The organism is Formivibrio citricus (genome assembly GCF_900115065.1).
Classification (GTDB): Bacteria; Pseudomonadota; Gammaproteobacteria; order Burkholderiales; family Chitinibacteraceae; genus Formivibrio; species Formivibrio citricus.
The window spans coordinates 186569-204107 of record NZ_FOVE01000002.1; the positions used below are offsets into that span (position 1 = coordinate 186569).

Here is a 17539-nt window from a genome sequence, read left to right on the forward strand (position 1 = left end):
CCGGGTCAATGCCGGATGATTTCGCCTGCCGGAGCATAGTCCGATGCCTTGAGCGGGCTGCGGGCGGCAATGAATTCGCTCAGCACGTCGGCATCCACCAAGCCCGTGTCGGCATAATGCCGGTGGCCTGACAGGGCCGGATACTGGTCGGCGCCGGAAGCCTGGAAGCTGTTGAGCACCAGGCGATAGGTTTTCCCCGGCTCGACCGGCGCCCCCTTGATGCGGGCACTTTCGACCTTGCCGCTCCGGATGGCCAGTTCGATTCCGGCAAATTGCGGGAATCCGCCCGAACCCGGCGTCATTTTCGCCGCGGCGTCCAGGTAGTCCATCACTTCCCTGCCTGTCAGCTTGACGGTGACCAGCGTGCTGCCGAAAGGAAGCACCTTGAGCACATCCTTGCGGGTGATCTTGCCCGCTTTCAGGGAATCCCGGATGCCGCCGCCGTTGATCATGGCAAAGTCGGCGCCGGTTTTTTTCAGCATGGCGCGGCCCAGCAATTTTCCCATGGCGGCCGGGCGCGAGCGCACGATGTCGCGTCCCCCTGCGATGGCCGCATCGGTGCTGCCGATGGTGTTGTCCAGTTGCTGCTGGCCGAAAGCCTGAAAGGGTTTCAGTAGCGCCAGCATGTCCGGGTCTTCCGGGATTTCCTCGGTATAGGGGCGATAGCCGATCTTGCCGTTTGCAGCCGTTACCGGCTTTTTCAGATTGACCGGGATCAGGGCGTAGTTGACCAGTTTGAGCGTGCCCTTGCGGTATTCGAAATCTGCCCGGCCGACATATTTGCCCCATTCGTGCGCCTGTACGATCCAGGTGCCGTTCTGGCGGTCCGGCTGGCAAGCGGTGCCGGGAACGTAATCGTTGTTCCGCACGTTCTCCGCTTTCATGCAGGCTGGATTCTGCGAGTGGCCGCCGATGATCAGGTCGATGCCTTTCACTGAACGGGCCATTTCAACGTCGCCCGGCGCGAGGGTGCCATGGTCGCCGTTCTCGTAATGCCCCATATGGGAGATGGCAATGACGATATCCGCCTGGTTGCGCAGTTCCGGGAGCAGCGAGGCGGCTTCGGATTGCGGATTGCGAAATTCGATTCCTTTGATGCGATCCGGGTTGACCAGCTTGGCGGTGTCTTCGGTGGAAAGCCCCAGTACGCCGACGCGTACGTCGCCCAAGCTGAAAATTTCATAAGGACGGAACATGCGCTGGCCATTCCGGTAAATGTTGGCTGACAGCATCGGGAACTTGATCAGTTGCTGCTGCATTTTCAGCACGGACAGCGGCTTGTCGAATTCGTGATTGCCGACCGCCATGGCCTGGTAGCCGAGCAGGTTCATGCCGACAAAATCCGGAATGGCATGCTGCATGTCCGACTCGGGAACGCCGGTGTTGATGTCGCCGCCGTCGAGCAGCAGGGTGTGGCCGCCCTGTTCGGCCACTTCCTTGCGGATTCGGTCGACGATGGTCTTGCGTGCGGCCATACCGTATTCGCCAAGCTCGTTCTTCCAGAACCGGCCATGATGGTCGTTGGTATGCATGATGGTGATGCGGTAGGCCTTGTCCTTGCCGGACTCGGGAGTGGAGAGGTTTGCACAGCCGGACGCAAGCGCGACGATGAGCAGCCAGGTCGCATGTTTCAACAGGTTCATAGCGGTTTACCGGGAAAAGTCTGCGGGCATTATGAACCTGTTTTTCTCGCTGAAATAGAGGCTGCAACAGCGGATCGGAACAGGCAGAAAGCAGCAATTGTTCACCGCAACATGATCTGTCGCGTTATGATTATGCGCATCCCTTGATTGTTCTCCGGCTGACGGCCATGACCTCTGAAACGCATTTTGGATTCAAGACTGTAGAAGAATCGGAAAAGGCCCAAATGGTGGCCGACGTATTTCATTCCGTGGCCCGCAAGTACGACGTGATGAACGATCTGATGTCGGCTGGCCTGCATCGGGCGTGGAAATTCTTCACCGTCGAAACCAGCGGTGTTCGATCCGGAAACAAAGTGCTCGATATCGCCGGCGGCACGGGCGACCTGTCGCGGGCGTTTGCCAAAAAAGTGGGGCCGACCGGCGAAGTCTGGCTGACCGACATCAACAGCTCCATGCTGGCGGTGGGGCGCGACCGCCTGCTCGACGAAGGGGTGTCCCTGCCGGCTGCGCAGTGCGATGCGGAAAAACTGCCCTTCCCCGACAATTATTTCGATGTGGTTTCCGTGGCATTCGGTTTGCGCAACATGACGCACAAGGATGCCGCCTTGCGCGAGATGTACCGGGTGCTCAAGCCGGGCGGACGCCTGCTGGTGCTGGAGTTTTCCAGGGTTTGGGCACCGCTCAAGCCCGCCTACGATCTCTATTCCTTCAAGCTCCTGCCGCTGATGGGAAAATGGGTGACCGACGATCCCGACTCCTACCGGTATCTGGCCGAATCGATCCGCATGCACCCGGACCAGGAAACGCTCAAGGGCATGATGGGCGACGCCGGATTCGAACGGGTCGAATATTTCAACCTTAGCGCCGGTATCGTGGCGCTGCACAAGGGGGTGAAACTGTGATGCTTGCTGCCGTGCTGAACCGCCTTCTTGCCCATTCTCCCGTCGCTCAATCGGAATTGGCCGCGCAATCGGGTTGCACGGTGCGGATTGAAACGCCGCTGAAGAACGAAACGCTGGTGATGATGCCGGACGGGCTGCTGGCGCACAGCGAAGCGCCTCCCGAGGCCACCCTGGTGTTGTCTCTGTCGTTCTTCATCGTGCGTACCCATGATCCCGCTACCGCCGCCCAGCAAATCGAGCTTTCCGGCGATGCTGCGTTGGGCGGGCGGGTGGCGCATGCGCTCTCGCTTCTGCGCTGGGATGCGGCGGAAGACCTTTCCGAGCTGGTGGGCGATGTGCTGGCAAACCGGCTCGTCAAGTTGGCCGGCGTATTCGGCGGCATTCCTGGTGCGATCGGCGGGCGGCTGGTGAAATCATATGCTGAATACCTGCGCGACGAGCGTGGCATTCTGGCACATCCCGTCGAAGTGGGGCGCTGGGCCAATGGAGTGAATGCATTGAGCCGGGGTGTAACCGAACTCGAAAATCGGGTTCAGCACCTGGAATAGCGTTTGCCGTGCCCTCTGTCCGCAGCCCCGCTCGTCAGCGGGGTTTTCCTTTTTATGAGCCGGGCGCTGGAAAACCATAGCCCAAAAAGTTAACCTTGAATCATTCCCTGTAAAGATTGACAGGTTTTATTCCAATTCCAGATTAAAACGATACTTTGTCATCGGCGCTTGCGATGCTGTTTGCATGCTTTTTCCGCATTTCGTTTCATCTGGAATTAGGGATTATTTGAATGGGAGCGCCTCTTGTCTGAAACGCTGGCCAATTTCGTCATGCGTCGCGCGGTTTGCCTGCGGCCCGAAGATTCTTTGGGGCACGCGCTGGAAATGCTGGCTGCCGAACCCGCTCAAGCCGTTCTGGTGATGGAAGGCGACGGCACGCCGTTGATGGCGCTGATGCCTGAAACTTTGCCGCGCCTGTGGCTTGAGGGTGTGACACTGAGCACGCTGCTGCGCGAGGTGGCCGGCGTCAAGACTTGCGTTCAGCCCGCGTCCGCCGCTTGGCATACGGCGGTGGTCGGCCTGATTTCCCAAGGGCCGGATCGTGTATTGGTCGTGCAGGACGAATCCGGCAAGTTGCTGGGGGTGCTGAACGAGGAGGATTTCTGCCGCCAGCTCGGCCTGCAACGGATTGTCGATGCCCAGAAGCTGATCGAATCGCGTCGCGATTCCGAGTTGCGCCTGCAAGCGGTATTCAATTCCACGCAAGTGCTTTTGGGTGTGCTGGAGCCGGACGGGACTGTCCTGGAAATCAATTCGGTTGCCCTGGACATGGTAGGGGCGCGACGGGAAGACGTGGTCGGCAAACCTTTCTGGGAAACGCCGGGGTGGCAGCACGATCCGCAGCAGCAGGAAAAGCTCCGCCAAGCCATCCAGCAATGCAGGCAAGGCGAAACGCAAGCTTTCGAAGTAACCAACAAGGTCGCTGATTCCAGCCTGCTGAACGTGGATTTTGCTGCGCGTCCGATTTTCGACGACGAAGGCAAGGTGCGTTACATTCTGGCCGAAGGCTGCAACGTCACGGCCCGCCGGCAGGCCGAAAACGCTCTGGGCAACGAGCGCGCGGTCTTGCGTTCGGTTCTCGATACGATCCCGGACCTGATTTTTTTCAAGGATACCAACAGCGTTTACCAAGGGTGCAACCGCGCTTTTGAAAAATATTTCGGCAAACCACAAAACCAGATCGTCGGACGCACGGATTTTTATTTTGTCAACGCAGAACTGGCCGATCTCTTCCGCGAAAAAGACCAGCTGGCCATGCAGAGTGGAGAAACCTGCATCAACGAAGAGTGGGTGCGTTACCCGGATGGCCGCCGCGTCTTGCTCGAAACCATTAAAACCCCGATTCGTGGCGCAGGCGGCAAGATCATGGGGTTGCTGGGCGTTGCCCGTGACATTACCGAGCGCCGTCGTTTGGACGAGGAATTGCGCAAGAGCCAGGAGCGTTACCGGCGCCTGTTCGAGAACATGAATTCCGGCTTCGTTTTGATGCAGGTCGTGCTGGACCTGGCAGGCAAACCGATCGATGCGCGGCATGTCGAAGTCAATCCGGCTTACGAACAGATCGTGGGCAAACCGGCCCAGGAACTCCTCGGCAAGACGATGCGCGAAGTCTATCCCGATATGGAGAGCTACTGGCTCGAGGCGGGGGGACGTGTTGCAATGACCGGCGAATCGCAGGTCATTGAAGGCTACGCAGCCGGATTGGGACGCTGGCTGAAGGTCAATTTGTTTTGCCCGCAGCGCGGATTTTTTGCCGGCATCGTCAAGGATTCGTCGGAGCAGCGCCGGGCCGAAGAATTGCTGCGCAGGCAAAAGGCGCAGCTTCGCGCGATCCTCGACAATTTCCCCTTCCTGGTTTGGCTGAAGGATCGCGAAGGGCGTTATCTGGACGCGAATTACCGGCTGGCTCGCCTGTACGGGCAAACCACTCCCGAGGCGCTGGTCGGGAAAACCGATTTTGATTTCTGCCCTCCGGAAAAGGCCTCGTACTACGTTGCCGAAGATCGTGAAGTGATGCAGACACTGGTCCACAAAACCGTGGAAGCGCCGGTCGACGACGAGGGGCACTGGGAGGAGGTCTTCAAGACGCCGATTCTGGCCGACGACGGCGCATTGCTGGGCACGGCGGGGTTTTCCCGCGACATCACCGAGCGCAAGCGCAGCGAGGCCGCGCTGCGTGCCAGCCAGGCGCATTACCAGGCGTTGCTGGATGCTTCGCCCTTTGGCGTCATCGAACTCGATGCTGCAGACAACTGTGTGTATGCGAACCAGCGTTATCTGGACATGCTCGGTGTGACTTTTGAGCAGGTGCGCGGCGAGGGCTGGAAGCTGGATGTGCATCCCAGGGACAAGGAACGGGTCGAGGAGGTCCGGCGCCAGACCATCGCAGAAGGGGTGCCCGGAAACATCGAATACCGGCGCGTTCTGCCCGGTGGGCGGGTCGTCTGGGTACTTGGCCACGGCGTGCCGATGCGCGACGCCGGCGGTGCCATTTCCGGTGCGATCGTGGCCATTCTGGACATTACCGAGCGCAAGGAAGCCGAGAATCAACTCAAGCTGGCCGCTTCGATTTACGAAGCCTGCGGTGAAGGCGTGATGGTACTCGATACCAGGATGCACATCGTTTCGGTCAACCCTGCATTCACGACGCTGCTGGGATATGAATCGGCCGAAGTTTTGGGAAGAACCCCGGATGTACTGGCGTCCCGCCGCGATTTGCAGTCCGTCCATGAGCAGGTCTGGCGTGCGGTTGAAGAGTCGGGAGTCTGGCAGGGCGAGATATGGGGGCGTCGCAAGGATGGCTCCGACATCGCACTCTGGATGACCATCAGCACGCTGCGCAACCGCAATGGCGAGGTGCAGTGGCGCTTTGCGCTGTTCTCCGACATTACCGACAAGAAGCAGGCTGAAGAGCTCATCTGGCGCCAGGCCAATTATGACAGCCTCACCGGACTGCCTAACCGCCGCCTCTTCCGCGACCGCCTGCAGATCGACATCAAGAAAACCCGCCGAGCCGAACGCACTCTGGCGCTCTTGTTCGTCGATCTCGATCACTTCAAGAACGTGAACGACACGCTGGGGCACGATTACGGCGACCGGCTGCTTGCGGAGGTCGCGCAGCGCCTGCAACGTTGCGTGCGCGACAGCGATACTGTTGCCCGCATGGGGGGCGATGAGTTCACCGTGGTTTTGCCGGAACAGGTCGATGACAAACGGGCATCCGAGGTCGCGCAGGCCATGCTCGATGCGCTGGCCTTGCCGTTCGACCTGGACGGCGAACAGGTCTGCATTTCGGCCAGCGTGGGGATCGCCCTGTTTCCGCGGGACGGAACGGAAGACCGTGTCCTGCTCAAGCAGGCGGACCGGGCCATGTATTTTGCCAAGGCCAAGGGGCGCAATGCCTACAGTTTTGTGACGGGATGATTCCAGTTCCAGATAAAACGATAGCGTCTGCCGCGCTATCCGGCCGCTGAAACAGGCCCGCATTTTGATCTGGCCAAGTGAAGTTTGAATTGTTGTCGTCATACCGGCGCAGGCCGGTATCCAGCAACGAAGCTACTTCAAACCACTGGACCCCGGTCTGCGCCGGGCTGACGAGTTCAAACAATATTTGGCCGACTCTATATTTCACTTGCCGCAGTGGAAATGACCGGGAATCTTGCGATAATGGCACGATCTTTCCATTGCGTTTCCATCATGCGCTTTTTCCGGCTGTTCAAGATTCTCCGTGTCGTCATTTTTTACGGCCTGGACGAGTTCCTGTTCGTTCGCCAACAAAACGGCGGACTGCGCTGCCTGCTGGGCATCCTGTTTTTCTGGCGCAGGCTGGCCACGCCGCGCGCGGAGCGGCTGCGTCGTGCGCTGGAGACGCTGGGGCCGATTTTCGTCAAATTCGGGCAGGTGCTTTCGACACGGCGCGATCTGCTGTCGCAAGACCTGGCCGACGAACTCGCCAGGCTGCAGGACCGGGTGCCGCCGTTTCCGGCCGAAACGGCCGTGCGCATGATCGAGGCCAGCCTCAAGCAGCCGGTATCGCAACTTTTTGCCAGTTTCGAGTGCGAGCCGGTGGCCTCGGCCTCGGTGGCGCAGGTGCATGCCGCGACCCTGCCAGACGGGCGCAAGGTCGCGGTCAAGGTGCTGCGGCCTGGCATCCTGCCGGTGATCGAGAGCGATCTGGCATTGCTGCGTACATTGGCGGGCTGGGTGGAAAAATTCTCCGCCGATGGCCGGCGCCTGCGCCCGCGCGAGGTGGTCGCCGAATTCGACAAATACCTGCACGATGAACTCGACCTGATGTTCGAGGCCGGCAATGCCTCGCAGTTGCGTCGTAACTTCGCGGGATCGGAACAGCTGATCGTGCCCGAGGTGTTTTACGACTACTGCTCGCGCGAGGTGCTGGTGCTGGAGTGGATGGACGGCATCCCGGTCAGCCAGATCGACAGGCTCAGGGCCGAGGGTGTCGATCTCAAGCAGCTCTCGAAAAACGGTGTGGAGATTTTCTTCACCCAGGTATTCCGCGACGGCTTTTTCCATGCCGACATGCATCCGGGCAACATCCTCGTCACCCCGCAGGGGCAGTACATCGCGCTCGATTTCGGTATCGTCGGTGCGCTCTCGGACGTGGACAAGCGCTACCTCGCGATCAACTTCCTGGCCTTCTTCAACCGCGACTACCTGCGCGTCGCCACCGCGCACATCGAGTCCGGCTGGGTGCCGGCCGATACCCGACCGGAAGAGCTTGCCAGTGCCGTGCGTACGGTGTGCGAGCCGTTCTTCAACAAGCCGTTGGCGCAGATTTCCTTCGGCCTGGTGCTGATGCGCCTTTTCGAGGTCTCGCGTCGCTTCAACGTCGAGATTCAGCCGCAGCTCGTGCTGTTGCAAAAAACGCTGCTCAACATCGAAGGGCTGGGGCGCCAGCTCGATCCGGAGCTTGATCTGTGGCAGACCGCCAAGCCTTACCTTGAGCGCTGGATGAACGAACAGGTCGGCTGGCGCGCACTGCTCAACAATTTGCGCACCGAAGCGCCGCAATGGGCTGCGCTGCTGCCGGGCCTGCCGCGCCGCATCAACGAGCTGGTCAGCCACGATCCGGTTCCGCTGCTGCTCAAGGGGTATGCGGGATTGTTGCGCGAACAGAAAAAACGCAACCTCTGGCTGGGGGCGATCTCCGGCATGCTGGGCGCGGCCGTGCTGATCCTGCTCTCGCAGCGGTTCTGACATGGGGTCGAGGGCGCTATTTCTCCTGGTGATGCTGATGGCGGCCGGAGTATCGCCGGCGGCGGGATTGCCTTCTCATTTCTCCGACAAGGTCGAAGCAGCGCTGGCCTGCCGTAGCGAATGGTCGCCGGCATACTGGCGCAGCTACTTCCAGACTTATTTGGGGAAGCCGCTGCGCGTCTGGGGCGAGGCGGAGTGGTACAAGGTCGAAGGCGCGGAGCTGGCCGGCAATCAGGCGAAGGAAGCTTTCGTCAACATGCCTGAATCGACTGCGCTGATGGTGGGGGTGTTGATCGAGGCACCGGTGGCGGACGTGCGCAAGAAAATCCAGGAAAAGCTCGGTATGGCTTTTGTCGAACTGCCCGGCCCGTATCCCCGCTATCTGTCGAAAACCGGTAGCGTGCTCGTGGGGCTCGCCAACCCGCAGAAGCCGCAGACCAAATGGTATTGCGCGCGCTGGAACCTCGGCAACCGCCCGTGATCCTGAATTGCCGGTTGTTGTAAGAGCGGATGAAAACCGCGAAAAACCGCCGGTATTTCGCGGTTTGCAACCGTCCCGCGAAATTTCACACCGGTAGAATTGTCGGTGCGCCACCTTCGCCCGGCGACATGGAGGATAATGACGTCTTTGCCTGCCGAGCAAAGATTTTCTTCATGCCTCTCGTTGAATCCGATATCGATCTGACTCCTTTCAATACGCTGGGCCTTCCCGGCCGGGCGCGCCATTTCGTTCGCCTGGAATCTGCAGAAGAACTGGCGGGTTTGCGCGCTGATTCCCGTCTGGCCGATTTGCCGTGGCGGGTCTTGGGCGGCGGTAGCAATCTCTGGTTACAGGGCGATCTCGATGCGCTCGTCATCAAGGTGGAAATCCCTGGACGGCATCTGCTGCGCGAGACGAACGATGCGTTGTATGTGAGCGCTGGGGGAGGCGAAAACTGGGATGAATTCGTTCTCTGGACTTTGCAGCAAGGCTGGGGCGGACTGGAAAACCTGGCACTGATTCCTGGTACGGTAGGGGCCGCTCCGGTACAGAACATCGGTGCTTACGGTGTCGAGGTCAAGGACTGTCTGCATGACCTGACCGCGTTCCATCTCAAGACCGGCGAGCGGCGCGTATTCGGCCATGCCGAATGCCGTTTTGCCTACCGCGACAGTATTTTCAAGCACGAGGAAGCCGGCAAGTGGCTGATTGCCAATGTGACCTTCCGCTTGCCCAAACATCATCAACCTGCAACGGGGTACGGCGAGATCGGAAAGGAGCTGGCGGCAGCAGGTTTGCCCGCTACGCCGCAAGCTGTCGCGCAGGCTGTCAGCTCCGTGAGGCGCCGCAAGCTGCCCGATCCGGCGGAGCTGGGCAATGCGGGCAGTTTTTTTCACAATCCGATAGTCGAGTCTGCCATCCGCGAACGGATTCTGGCACAGTATCCCGATCTGGTTTCGTATGCGCAGCCCGACGGGCGCTGGAAGCTGGCCGCTGGCTGGCTGATCGAGCAATGCGGCTGGAGAGGCCACGCGCTGGGCCCGGTGGCGATGTACGAAAAGCAGGCGCTGGTGCTGGTGAATCTGGGCGGCGCGAGCTGCGCCGATGTGGCGCGGCTGGCAGAAACCGTGCAGAGAGATGTGAAGCAACGGTTTGGTGTCGATCTGATCGCCGAACCGGTGCGCTGGTAGTCGTCAGGCGGCTGTACCTTCGCGTCGGGCAGTCGGACGGAGCTCGAAACCCTCATGTGCTCGCTTACCTGCCGGAACTGGCGCCCAATTTTTGATGGAGAGATGAATGAAAATGGTTCGTGGATTGCTGGTGGCTGCCTGTTTTGCTGCGGCTTTGAGTGCCCATGCGGGGTTTGACGAAGGCATGGAAGCCTACGGCAAGGGCGATTACACCGTGGCGTTGCGAGAATTCAAGGCTGCTGCCGAGAAGGGGGATCTGCATGCGCAGCAGAATCTGGGCATGATGTATGCCTTCGGCTTGGGCGTGGACAAGGACGAAAAGCTGGCCGTGGAGTGGTACCGCAAGGCGGCGGAAAAGGGCTTCGCACCCGCCCAGCACAGCCTCGGTCAAGCCTACGAGGAAATCATCGGCGTATGGCGTGACGAGACCGTGGCTGCGGAGTGGTACCGCAAGGCCGCCGAACAGGGGTACGGCAAGGCCCAGTTCAGTCTGGGATTGATGTATGCCCGCGGTCTGGGCGTGAAAAAGGACTTGGTGCAAGCCTACAAGTGGTTCCACCTGGCGGCCTTGTCCGGCGAACCGTACGCCGACCGCAACCGCGACAATGCCGAAAAGCAGATGTCCAAAAAGCAGATCGAGCAGGCGATGGAACTGGCCATGCAGTGGGAGCCGCCTGTCAAAAAGCTGTGAGTTGTATCGGAGCCCCAGAGCCCCGCTCACGGCTTCGCAGCAAGATCGGGAGCAGGTCCTCAAAAACAAACCCCGCCATGAAACTTCGGCGGGGTTTTTAGTTCTACGCGGATGCTGACGATCAGATCGGCATCACGCCTTTGAGATGATCGATCTCGGCTCGGCAGGTCGACATGTGGGCGATCAGTGCATCGCCGAAGTCGGAGCAGGAAACTTCCTTGGCTTCGTCCATCAGCGCGGCGAAATCGTGGGTCACGACCTTGTCGGCGATGGTCTTCTCGATGCTGTCAACGATGAGATCGGCCGCAACTGTCCAGCCCATGTGGCGCAGCATCATTTCAGCGGAAAGGATGATTGAGCCGGGGTTGGCGGTGTTCTTGCCGGCGATCTTCGGTGCAGTGCCGTGCGTGGCTTCGAAAATTGCCACGCTTTCCGAGATGTTGGCGCCCGGAGCAATCCCGATGCCGCCCACTTGCGCGGCGAGCGCGTCGGAAATGTAGTCGCCGTTGAGGTTCGGCGTGGCGATCACGTCGAAATCGGCCGGGTTCATCAGGATTTCCTGCAGGAACGCATCCGCGATCACGTCCTTGATGACGATGCCGTTCGGCAACTGCATCCACGGGCCGCCATTAAGGTCGGTCGCGCCGAATTCGTTTTTGGCAATGTCGTAGGCCCACTTGCGGAACATGCCTTCGGTGAACTTCTGGATATTGCCCTTGTGCACGATGGTCACGGACTTGCGCTTGTTGTCGATGGCGTACTTGAGCGCCTTGCGCACCAGGCGCTCGGTGCCGGTCCTGGAGATCGGCTTGATGCCGATGCTGGTGGTCTCCGGAAAGGCCAGCTTTTTGACGCCCATTTCCTTTTGCAGGAATTCAACGATCTTTTGCGCTTCGGGGGTGCCGGCGCTCCACTCGATGCCGGCGTAAACATCCTCGATGTTCTCGCGGAAGATCACCATGTCGACCTTTTCCGGGTGCTTGACCGGCGAGGGCACACCCTTGAACCAGCGCACCGGGCGCAGGCAAACGTAGAGATCGAGTTGCTGGCGCATCGCGACGTTGAGCGAGCGGATGCCGCCGCCGACCGGCGTGCCGAGCGGGCCCTTGATCGACAGCACGTAGTCTTTCATGGCCTGCAGCGTTTCCTTCGGCAGGCAGTCTTCGTTGCCGTAAAGCTTGACGGCCTTTTCGCCCGCGTAGATTTCCATCCAGTGGATCTTGCGCTGGCTGCCATAGGCTTTTTCAACGGCCGCATCGACAACTTTGCGCATGACCGGCGTCACGTCAACGCCCACGCCGTCGCCTTCGATGAACGGGATGATGGGGTTGTCCGGGATCGGCTGGCCCGGAACGATCTTGCTGCCGCCTTGCGGAATCTCGATATGGCTCATTGAAAAATCCTGAAAATCAGTGGGTTGACAAAAAAGGGCCCGGATAAGACAGATTCGGTTGCCGGTGAAACAGGCGCCGCGATGGTCGTTGCGGCGCAGGCACAATCTGAATTATATGTTTTTAATATAAGTACATATTGTGCAACATATTACGAAAAACGGCAACGCAATTTTCGGGCCGGGGGGCGTCGGGCATGGCAGAGACGGGCTGCTGCAATGGAGGGTAAACCGTTATCATGAAGGCCTTTCCCCGTGCCTGATTTCCGAAATGCCCAAGCTGATCTTGCTCAACAAGCCCTACGGCGTTATTTGCCAGTTCACGCCTTCTCCGCCGCACCAGTGTCTGGCTGATCACGTGGCGATCAAAGGGGTCTATCCGGCAGGGCGGCTCGATACCGATTCGGAAGGCTTGCTGCTGCTGACCGATACTGGTCCGCTGCAGGCGCGCATCGCCGATCCGCAACACAAGCTGCCCAAGACCTACTGGGTGCAGGTCGAAGGCGTTCCGGACGAGGCCGCGCTCGAAGCCTTGCGCCAAGGCGTGGACCTGGGCGATTTCGTCACCCTTCCCGCCGATGCGCGGCTGATCGTCGAGCCCGCCGACCTGTGGCCGCGTAATCCGCCGATCCGTTTTCGTGCCAATATCCCGACCTCCTGGCTGGAGCTGACCATCCGCGAAGGCAAGAACCGCCAAGTGCGGCGCATGACTGCCAAGGTGGGCTTTCCCACGCTACGCCTGATCCGCGCCCGCATCGGCGATTTCGCGCTGGACGGGCTGGCACCGGGTCAGTGGCGCGAAGCTGCGCCTGAAGAGTTTCGTGAGCTGTTGCCGCGCATGCTGCCGCATCCCAAGCCGGCGCAAAAAAGCCGCCCCAAACAACGCGGGCGGCGCGGGCCGAACAAGACGAGGTAACGGTCGATCAACAGGCCTGATCGTCGTACCAGGCATCACTGAGCGGTTCGCATTCGGCCGAAGCGACCAGCGGATGGGTTTTGCTCCAGGCGGCGAAGGCTTCGCGGTGCGCATCGGTGGCAGAGCCCGTTTCGCAGACTACATAACCACTGGTTTCCTCCAGGCCAGTCGATCCGCCAAATCCGCCGATCATCAGCCCGTTGGCCTCGATCCAGGTCACCAGATCATCCAGCCATTGACTCAGTTCGATGTCGCTCAGCGCATGCTGGAAGCGTACGGCGGCATGGAAGCCCGTTTCCCGGAATTCGCCCAGGTGATATTTCTTGCGTTGCCGTGTGTTCAGGCGGTGCAGACGCGTTTTGGAGTTGCGTTCAATCCAGTGCTTCATGAGTTTTCCCGTGTTGTGCGCCCATCGCGAGCGCTTCTTGTGATTACTTGGAACAGGTTCTTGTGGAGCGAAACGGGAATTGTAGCGGCTTCGAGCCGGATTCAGCTATCCGGCCTCAACCACGCCTCCAGCAAATCCAGAAACGCTCGCGTCTTGCCGGGCAGTAGCCGTCGTTCCGGATAAACAGCCCGGATGGTGACCAGCGGCAGGTGCCAATCGGGCAGCACGCGCACGAGTTCCCCTTTTTCTTCGTAAGGCATCGCAAACAGCCGGTTGCTGGCGACGATGCCCAAGCCGGCGGCGGCAAGCCGCGTCAGCATTTCCGGCGAGTTGATCGCCGCCGCCGCGTGGCCGCCGATGAGGTGTTGCTGTTCCCCGCTTTGCAGCAGCCACTCTGCGGGCTCGCGGTCGCGGGTGAGAATGCACAGCCGCGCGTGCCCGGTCAGATCCTGCGGGGTTTGCGGCGCGCCGTGACGTTCCAGATAGGCTGGTGCAGCATAAAGGGCCGGGGTATAGCGCCAGATGCGCCGTGCAACCAGCGTGCTGTCTTCCGGCATTTCGCCGACGCGGATTGCCAGATCGTAGTTTTCCGCTACCAGGTCTACGCGCCGGGGCGAGAGGTCGATCTGCAGCTCGACCGCCGGGTATTGCCGGATGAATTGCTCCAGCATCGGGGCCAGTAGTTGGTTGGCAAGATCTGAGGGCATCGAGATGCGCAGTCGTCCGCTCGGGCTGGCCTGGCGCGACTGGGCCAGGGCGGTTGCGGCATCGACCTCGTCGGCGATCTGGCGGGCATGCGCCAGCACTGCCTGGCCGAAATCGGTCAGTTGCAGCTTGCGCGTGGTGCGCGTGAGCAGGCGCTCGCCAAGCCGGGTTTCCAGTGCCGTGAGCCGGCGCGACAGGGTGGATTTGGGCAGTTGCAGGCGTTCGGCCGCACGCACGAAGCTGCCGGCTTCAGCAATTGCGGCGAACAGCAGCAGGTCGTTGGCGTCCAGATTGTATTGTTCCATTTTTGGAATGGTGAAATGGGTTTTGGAGTATTTATTGTCGCATTTGTTTCCAATAAAGTGTGCTTGTCGAACAAGCAAACGAAGGACAAACAACATGAACATCCTGCAAATCAATTCCAGTGCCCGCAGCCAGGGAGCCGTTTCCACTCTGCTCGCGAACGAGATAGTCGCACGGCTGCGCACGGAAAAACCGCATGGCAGCCTGACCGTGCACGAGCTGGCGCAAAATCCGGTTTCGCCAGTCGATGAAGCCGTCCTGCAAGCCTTGATGATCAGCCCGGAAACGCGCACTCCGGAGCAGGCGCAGCGGATTGCCGAGCACGATGCCCGGATTGCCGAGGTCCAGTCCGCCGATGTGCTGGTGCTGGGCGCGCCGATGTACAACTTCGGCGTGACCTCGCAGCTCAAGAACTGGATCGATTCCATCTGCCGCGCGGGCGTGACTTTCCGCTATACCGAAAAGGGGCCGGAAGGGTTGTTGAAGGGCAAGCGCGCCTACGTGGCGCTGGCGCGCGGCGGCATGCATCGCACCTCGCCGCTGGATACGCAAGTGCCTTACCTGCGCACCGTGCTGGGTTTCCTCGGGATCGATGACGTGCAGTTCGTTTATGCCGAAGGACTGGGGTATGGCGAAGAGGCTGTAACCCGAGCCTTGGCCGCTGCCCGGGAGGAAATCGCGACGTTGGCGTGATGGTTACGAGGAAAGGAGTCAAATCATGAGTACCACTTCGATCCGGCATGTTGAAAGTCTGGTGGCGGGCCGGGCCACTTCCGACGGTGCGGGCGTGCGCCTCACCAGAGTGCTGACCGGCGGGTTGCAACGACGGCTCGATCCTTTCCTCATGCTCGATGCCTTTTCCAGCGAGAATCCCGACGACTACATCGGCGGGTTTCCCGATCACCCGCACCGCGGTTTCGAGGCGATCACCTACATGATCGCCGGGCGCATGCGCCATCGCGACAGCGCCGGGCACGAAGGGCTGTTGCAAAACGGCGGAATGCAGTGGATGACGGTCGGGCGCGGCGTGATTCACAGCGAGCTTCCCGAGCAGGAAAACGGCCTGATGGAAGGCTTCCAGCTCTGGCTCAATCTTCCCGCCAAGGACAAGATGCAGGCGCCGTGGTATCGCGATTTCCCGGCTGAAGCGATTCCCGAATACACCACACCGGACGGTATCCGGGTGCGTGTATTGGCGGGAACGAGCGTGGGAGTCGCCGGTGCCGTGAAGCGCTCGGTCACCGAGCCGCTGTACCTGGATATCCACCTGCCGGCGGGCGCTAGGTGCAGCCACCCGGTCCCATCGACGCACAATGCTTTCCTCTATGCATACCGCGGCGAACTCGAAGTGGCCGGCGAGCGGGTTGCCGAGCGCCGCATGGCGATTCTGGCGAACGACGGCGAGGCGGTGGAAATTCAGGCCATCCAGGCAAGCCGGGTTCTGCTGATTGCCGGACGGCCGCTGGGCGAGCCGATTGCCCAGCACGGGCCGTTCGTGATGAACACCGAAGAGGAATTGCAGCAGGCGGTGGCCGATTATCAGATGGGGCGGCTGGCAGGGTAATGTTTGCTGCGCTGGCAGTTGGCCGCTTCAGGTAAAATGCCGGCTGTTCCCCTGTCGGTATCAAAATCATGTGGAAACCCAATACCACGGTCGCCGCGCTGGTCGAGCGCGACGGCCGTTTTCTGCTGGTGGAAGAGCGCATCCACGGCGAATTGAAGCTCAACCAGCCGGCTGGTCATGTCGATCAGGGCGAAAGCATCCTGCACGCCTGCGTCCGCGAAGGGCTGGAAGAAACCGGCCATCATCTCCGCCCGACGGCGCTGGTCGGTATCTACCAGTGGACGCCGCCTGAGCGCCCGGAGCTTACCTACCTGCGCTTTGCTTTTGCGGTTGACGTGCTGGGCGAAGAGCCCGGCTACCAGCTTGACGAAGGCATCGAGCGCCCGGTCTGGCTGACCTATGACGAGATCGTGGCGCGGCGCGACCAGCACCGCAGTCCGCTGCTCATGGCGTGCATCGACGATTACTTCGCCGGGCGGCGCTATCCGCTCGACCTGATCCGGGATTACGACCGTGCGTGAAAAAATTGTTGTCGGTTTGTCGGGCGGGGTCGATTCCTCGGTGACCGCGTACCTGCTCAAGGAGCAGGGCTACGAGGTCATCGGCGTGTTCATGCAGAACTGGGAAGACGACAATACCGACGAGTATTGCTCGATCAAGGAAGACAGCATGGACGCCATTGCGGTGGCGGACTTGCTGGGCATCGATATTGAACTCGTGAACTTTGCCAAGGAATACAAGGACCGCGTGTTCAGCTATTTCCTCGCCGAATACTCGGCCGGGCGCACGCCGAATCCGGACATCCTCTGCAACAGCGAAATCAAGTTCAAATGCTTCCTCGATTACGCGATGAAGCTCGGCGGCGTGAAGATGGCGACCGGCCATTACGCCGACAACCGCGTGCGTCCCGATGGCCGCACCGAATTGCTGCGCGGGCATGACCGCAACAAGGATCAGAGCTACTTCCTTTACCGGCTCTCGCAGGAGCAGGTCTCGCACGCGGTGTTCCCGCTCGGGCAGATCGACAAGCCCGAAGTGCGCCGCATCGCCGAAAAGATCGGCCTGCCGAATGCCAAGAAAAAGGACAGCACCGGCATCTGCTTCATCGGCGAGCGCCCGTTCCGCGAATTCCTCAACCGCTACCTGCCCAAGGTGCCGGGGCCGATGGTCACGCCCGAGGGTAAGGCTGTCGGCGAGCACATGGGGCTGATGTACTACACCCTCGGCCAGCGCCAGGGGCTCAACATCGGCGGTCCCGGCGAGCCGTGGTTCGTTGCGGGCAAGGACATGGCGAAGAACGAGCTGATCGTCGTGCAGGGGCATGACCATCCGCTGCTGCTGAAGCCGACGCTCGTCGCGCAGGATCTGAGCTGGATACTGGGCGAGCCGCCCAAGGCCGGGCGCTATTCCGCCAAGACCCGCTACCGCCAAGCCGACGCGCCCTGCGAACTGGTTTATCTCGATGACGGGCGTTGCGAGCTGAAGTTCGATGAGCCGCAATGGGCGGTGACGCCGGGGCAGTCGATGGTGCTCTACGATGGAGAGGTCTGCCTGGGTGGTGGGATCATCATCTGAGCCAACTTGCTCGCCTGCTGAAGCAG

15 protein-coding genes and 1 pseudogene are annotated in these 17539 nt (G+C 60.5%); 12 read left to right on the forward strand and 4 right to left on the reverse strand.

The window, feature by feature from the left end:
• Positions 1 to 5: 5 nt before the first annotated feature.
• A complete protein-coding gene (gene ushA, locus BMZ36_RS02100; protein ID WP_091190589.1) occupies positions 6 to 1643 on the reverse strand; it encodes a bifunctional UDP-sugar hydrolase/5'-nucleotidase UshA in 1638 nt (545 codons plus the stop codon).
• 167 nt (positions 1644 to 1810) lie between these two features.
• On the opposite strand from ushA, the gene ubiE reads away from it, so the two are divergent.
• The 7 genes from ubiE (at position 1811) to BMZ36_RS02135 (ending at position 10672) form a co-directional block, all read left to right on the forward strand.
• Positions 1811 to 2545 (forward strand): bifunctional demethylmenaquinone methyltransferase/2-methoxy-6-polyprenyl-1,4-benzoquinol methylase UbiE, encoded by a 735-nt coding sequence (ubiE, locus tag BMZ36_RS02105; RefSeq protein WP_091190593.1) that lies wholly within the window; start codon positions 1811 to 1813, stop codon positions 2543 to 2545.
• Positions 2545 to 3093 carry a ubiquinone biosynthesis accessory factor UbiJ gene (locus tag BMZ36_RS02110; RefSeq protein WP_091190596.1) on the forward strand — a complete coding sequence of 183 codons (549 nt, stop codon included), beginning with the start codon at positions 2545 to 2547 and terminating at the stop codon, positions 3091 to 3093. Before ubiE ends, BMZ36_RS02110 begins: the two co-directional genes overlap by 1 nt.
• A gap of 243 nt (positions 3094 to 3336) precedes the next feature.
• Positions 3337 to 6516, forward strand: a complete 3180-nt coding sequence (locus tag BMZ36_RS02115) for a PAS domain S-box protein (protein WP_091190600.1) — start codon at positions 3337 to 3339, stop codon at positions 6514 to 6516.
• Between the two features lie 273 nt (positions 6517 to 6789).
• Positions 6790 to 8310, forward strand: coding sequence for a ubiquinone biosynthesis regulatory protein kinase UbiB (gene ubiB / locus BMZ36_RS02120; protein WP_091190604.1), 1521 nt, complete (start codon positions 6790 to 6792; stop codon positions 8308 to 8310).
• 37 nt (positions 8311 to 8347) lie between these two features.
• Entirely contained in the window at positions 8348 to 8791 is a 444-nt protein-coding gene (locus tag BMZ36_RS02125; RefSeq protein WP_143085951.1) for a hypothetical protein, read from the forward strand.
• A 173-nt stretch (positions 8792 to 8964) separates the two neighbouring features.
• Positions 8965 to 9981: a UDP-N-acetylmuramate dehydrogenase gene (murB, locus tag BMZ36_RS02130; protein WP_091190846.1), complete on the forward strand. Its 1017-nt coding sequence runs from the start codon at positions 8965 to 8967 to the stop codon at positions 9979 to 9981.
• A 106-nt stretch (positions 9982 to 10087) separates the two neighbouring features.
• Positions 10088 to 10672: a tetratricopeptide repeat protein gene (locus BMZ36_RS02135; RefSeq protein WP_091190611.1), complete on the forward strand. Its 585-nt coding sequence runs from the start codon at positions 10088 to 10090 to the stop codon at positions 10670 to 10672.
• Positions 10673 to 10793: 121 nt separating this feature from the next.
• Here BMZ36_RS02135 and icd read toward each other — a convergent pair whose 3' ends face one another.
• Positions 10794 to 12065, reverse strand: coding sequence for an NADP-dependent isocitrate dehydrogenase (gene icd / locus BMZ36_RS02140; RefSeq protein ID WP_091190614.1), 1272 nt, complete (start codon positions 12063 to 12065; stop codon positions 10794 to 10796).
• 268 nt (positions 12066 to 12333) lie between these two features.
• Here icd and BMZ36_RS02145 point away from each other — a divergent pair.
• A pseudogene (locus BMZ36_RS02145) lies at positions 12334 to 12867 on the forward strand (rRNA large subunit pseudouridine synthase E); the annotation flags it as partial.
• 118 nt (positions 12868 to 12985) lie between these two features.
• On the opposite strand, the gene BMZ36_RS02150 reads toward BMZ36_RS02145, so the two are convergent.
• Positions 12986 to 13366 carry a 50S ribosome-binding protein YggL gene (locus BMZ36_RS02150; protein ID WP_091190617.1) on the reverse strand — a complete coding sequence of 127 codons (381 nt, stop codon included), beginning with the start codon at positions 13364 to 13366 and terminating at the stop codon, positions 12986 to 12988.
• 101 nt (positions 13367 to 13467) lie between these two features.
• Complete coding sequence (locus BMZ36_RS02155) at positions 13468 to 14376, reverse strand: LysR family transcriptional regulator (RefSeq protein WP_091190620.1); 909 nt, start codon at positions 14374 to 14376, stop codon at positions 13468 to 13470.
• A gap of 94 nt (positions 14377 to 14470) precedes the next feature.
• Between BMZ36_RS02155 and BMZ36_RS02160 the strand changes: the two genes are divergently transcribed.
• The 4 genes from BMZ36_RS02160 to mnmA all read left to right on the forward strand — a co-directional run bounded on the left by BMZ36_RS02160 (position 14471) and on the right by mnmA (position 17513).
• The gene (locus BMZ36_RS02160) at positions 14471 to 15067 is read left to right on the forward strand and encodes an FMN-dependent NADH-azoreductase (RefSeq protein ID WP_091190624.1); all 597 of its coding nucleotides are present in this window, start codon (positions 14471 to 14473) and stop codon (positions 15065 to 15067) included.
• A 25-nt stretch (positions 15068 to 15092) separates the two neighbouring features.
• Entirely contained in the window at positions 15093 to 15938 is an 846-nt protein-coding gene (locus BMZ36_RS02165; protein ID WP_091190628.1) for a pirin family protein, read from the forward strand.
• Positions 15939 to 16006: 68 nt separating this feature from the next.
• Positions 16007 to 16459, forward strand: coding sequence for an NUDIX hydrolase (locus BMZ36_RS02170; protein ID WP_091190633.1), 453 nt, complete (start codon positions 16007 to 16009; stop codon positions 16457 to 16459).
• Entirely contained in the window at positions 16443 to 17513 is a 1071-nt protein-coding gene (mnmA, locus tag BMZ36_RS02175; protein WP_177187745.1) for a tRNA 2-thiouridine(34) synthase MnmA, read from the forward strand. The genes BMZ36_RS02170 and mnmA overlap by 17 nt, the downstream gene beginning before the upstream one ends.
• The last annotated feature ends 26 nt before the right edge of the window (positions 17514 to 17539 follow it).

Bases quoted from the DNA above. Each gene is read 5' to 3' on its own strand.
- ushA (WP_091190589.1), bottom strand. From the start codon at position 1,643: ATGAACCTGTTGAAACATGCGACCTGGCTGCTCATCGTCGCGCTTGCG.
- ubiE (WP_091190593.1), top strand. From the start codon at position 1,811: ATGACCTCTGAAACGCATTTTGGATTCAAGACTGTAGAAGAATCGGAA.
- BMZ36_RS02110 (WP_091190596.1), top strand. From the start codon at position 2,545: ATGCTTGCTGCCGTGCTGAACCGCCTTCTTGCCCATTCTCCCGTCGCT.
- ubiB (WP_091190604.1), top strand. From the start codon at position 6,790: ATGCGCTTTTTCCGGCTGTTCAAGATTCTCCGTGTCGTCATTTTTTAC.
- BMZ36_RS02125 (WP_143085951.1), top strand. From the start codon at position 8,348: ATGGCGGCCGGAGTATCGCCGGCGGCGGGATTGCCTTCTCATTTCTCC.
- murB (WP_091190846.1), top strand. From the start codon at position 8,965: ATGCCTCTCGTTGAATCCGATATCGATCTGACTCCTTTCAATACGCTG.
- BMZ36_RS02135 (WP_091190611.1), top strand. From the start codon at position 10,088: ATGAAAATGGTTCGTGGATTGCTGGTGGCTGCCTGTTTTGCTGCGGCT.
- icd (WP_091190614.1), bottom strand. From the start codon at position 12,065: ATGAGCCATATCGAGATTCCGCAAGGCGGCAGCAAGATCGTTCCGGGC.
- BMZ36_RS02150 (WP_091190617.1), bottom strand. From the start codon at position 13,366: ATGAAGCACTGGATTGAACGCAACTCCAAAACGCGTCTGCACCGCCTG.
- BMZ36_RS02155 (WP_091190620.1), bottom strand. From the start codon at position 14,376: ATGGAACAATACAATCTGGACGCCAACGACCTGCTGCTGTTCGCCGCA.
- BMZ36_RS02160 (WP_091190624.1), top strand. From the start codon at position 14,471: ATGAACATCCTGCAAATCAATTCCAGTGCCCGCAGCCAGGGAGCCGTT.
- BMZ36_RS02165 (WP_091190628.1), top strand. From the start codon at position 15,093: ATGAGTACCACTTCGATCCGGCATGTTGAAAGTCTGGTGGCGGGCCGG.
- BMZ36_RS02170 (WP_091190633.1), top strand. From the start codon at position 16,007: ATGTGGAAACCCAATACCACGGTCGCCGCGCTGGTCGAGCGCGACGGC.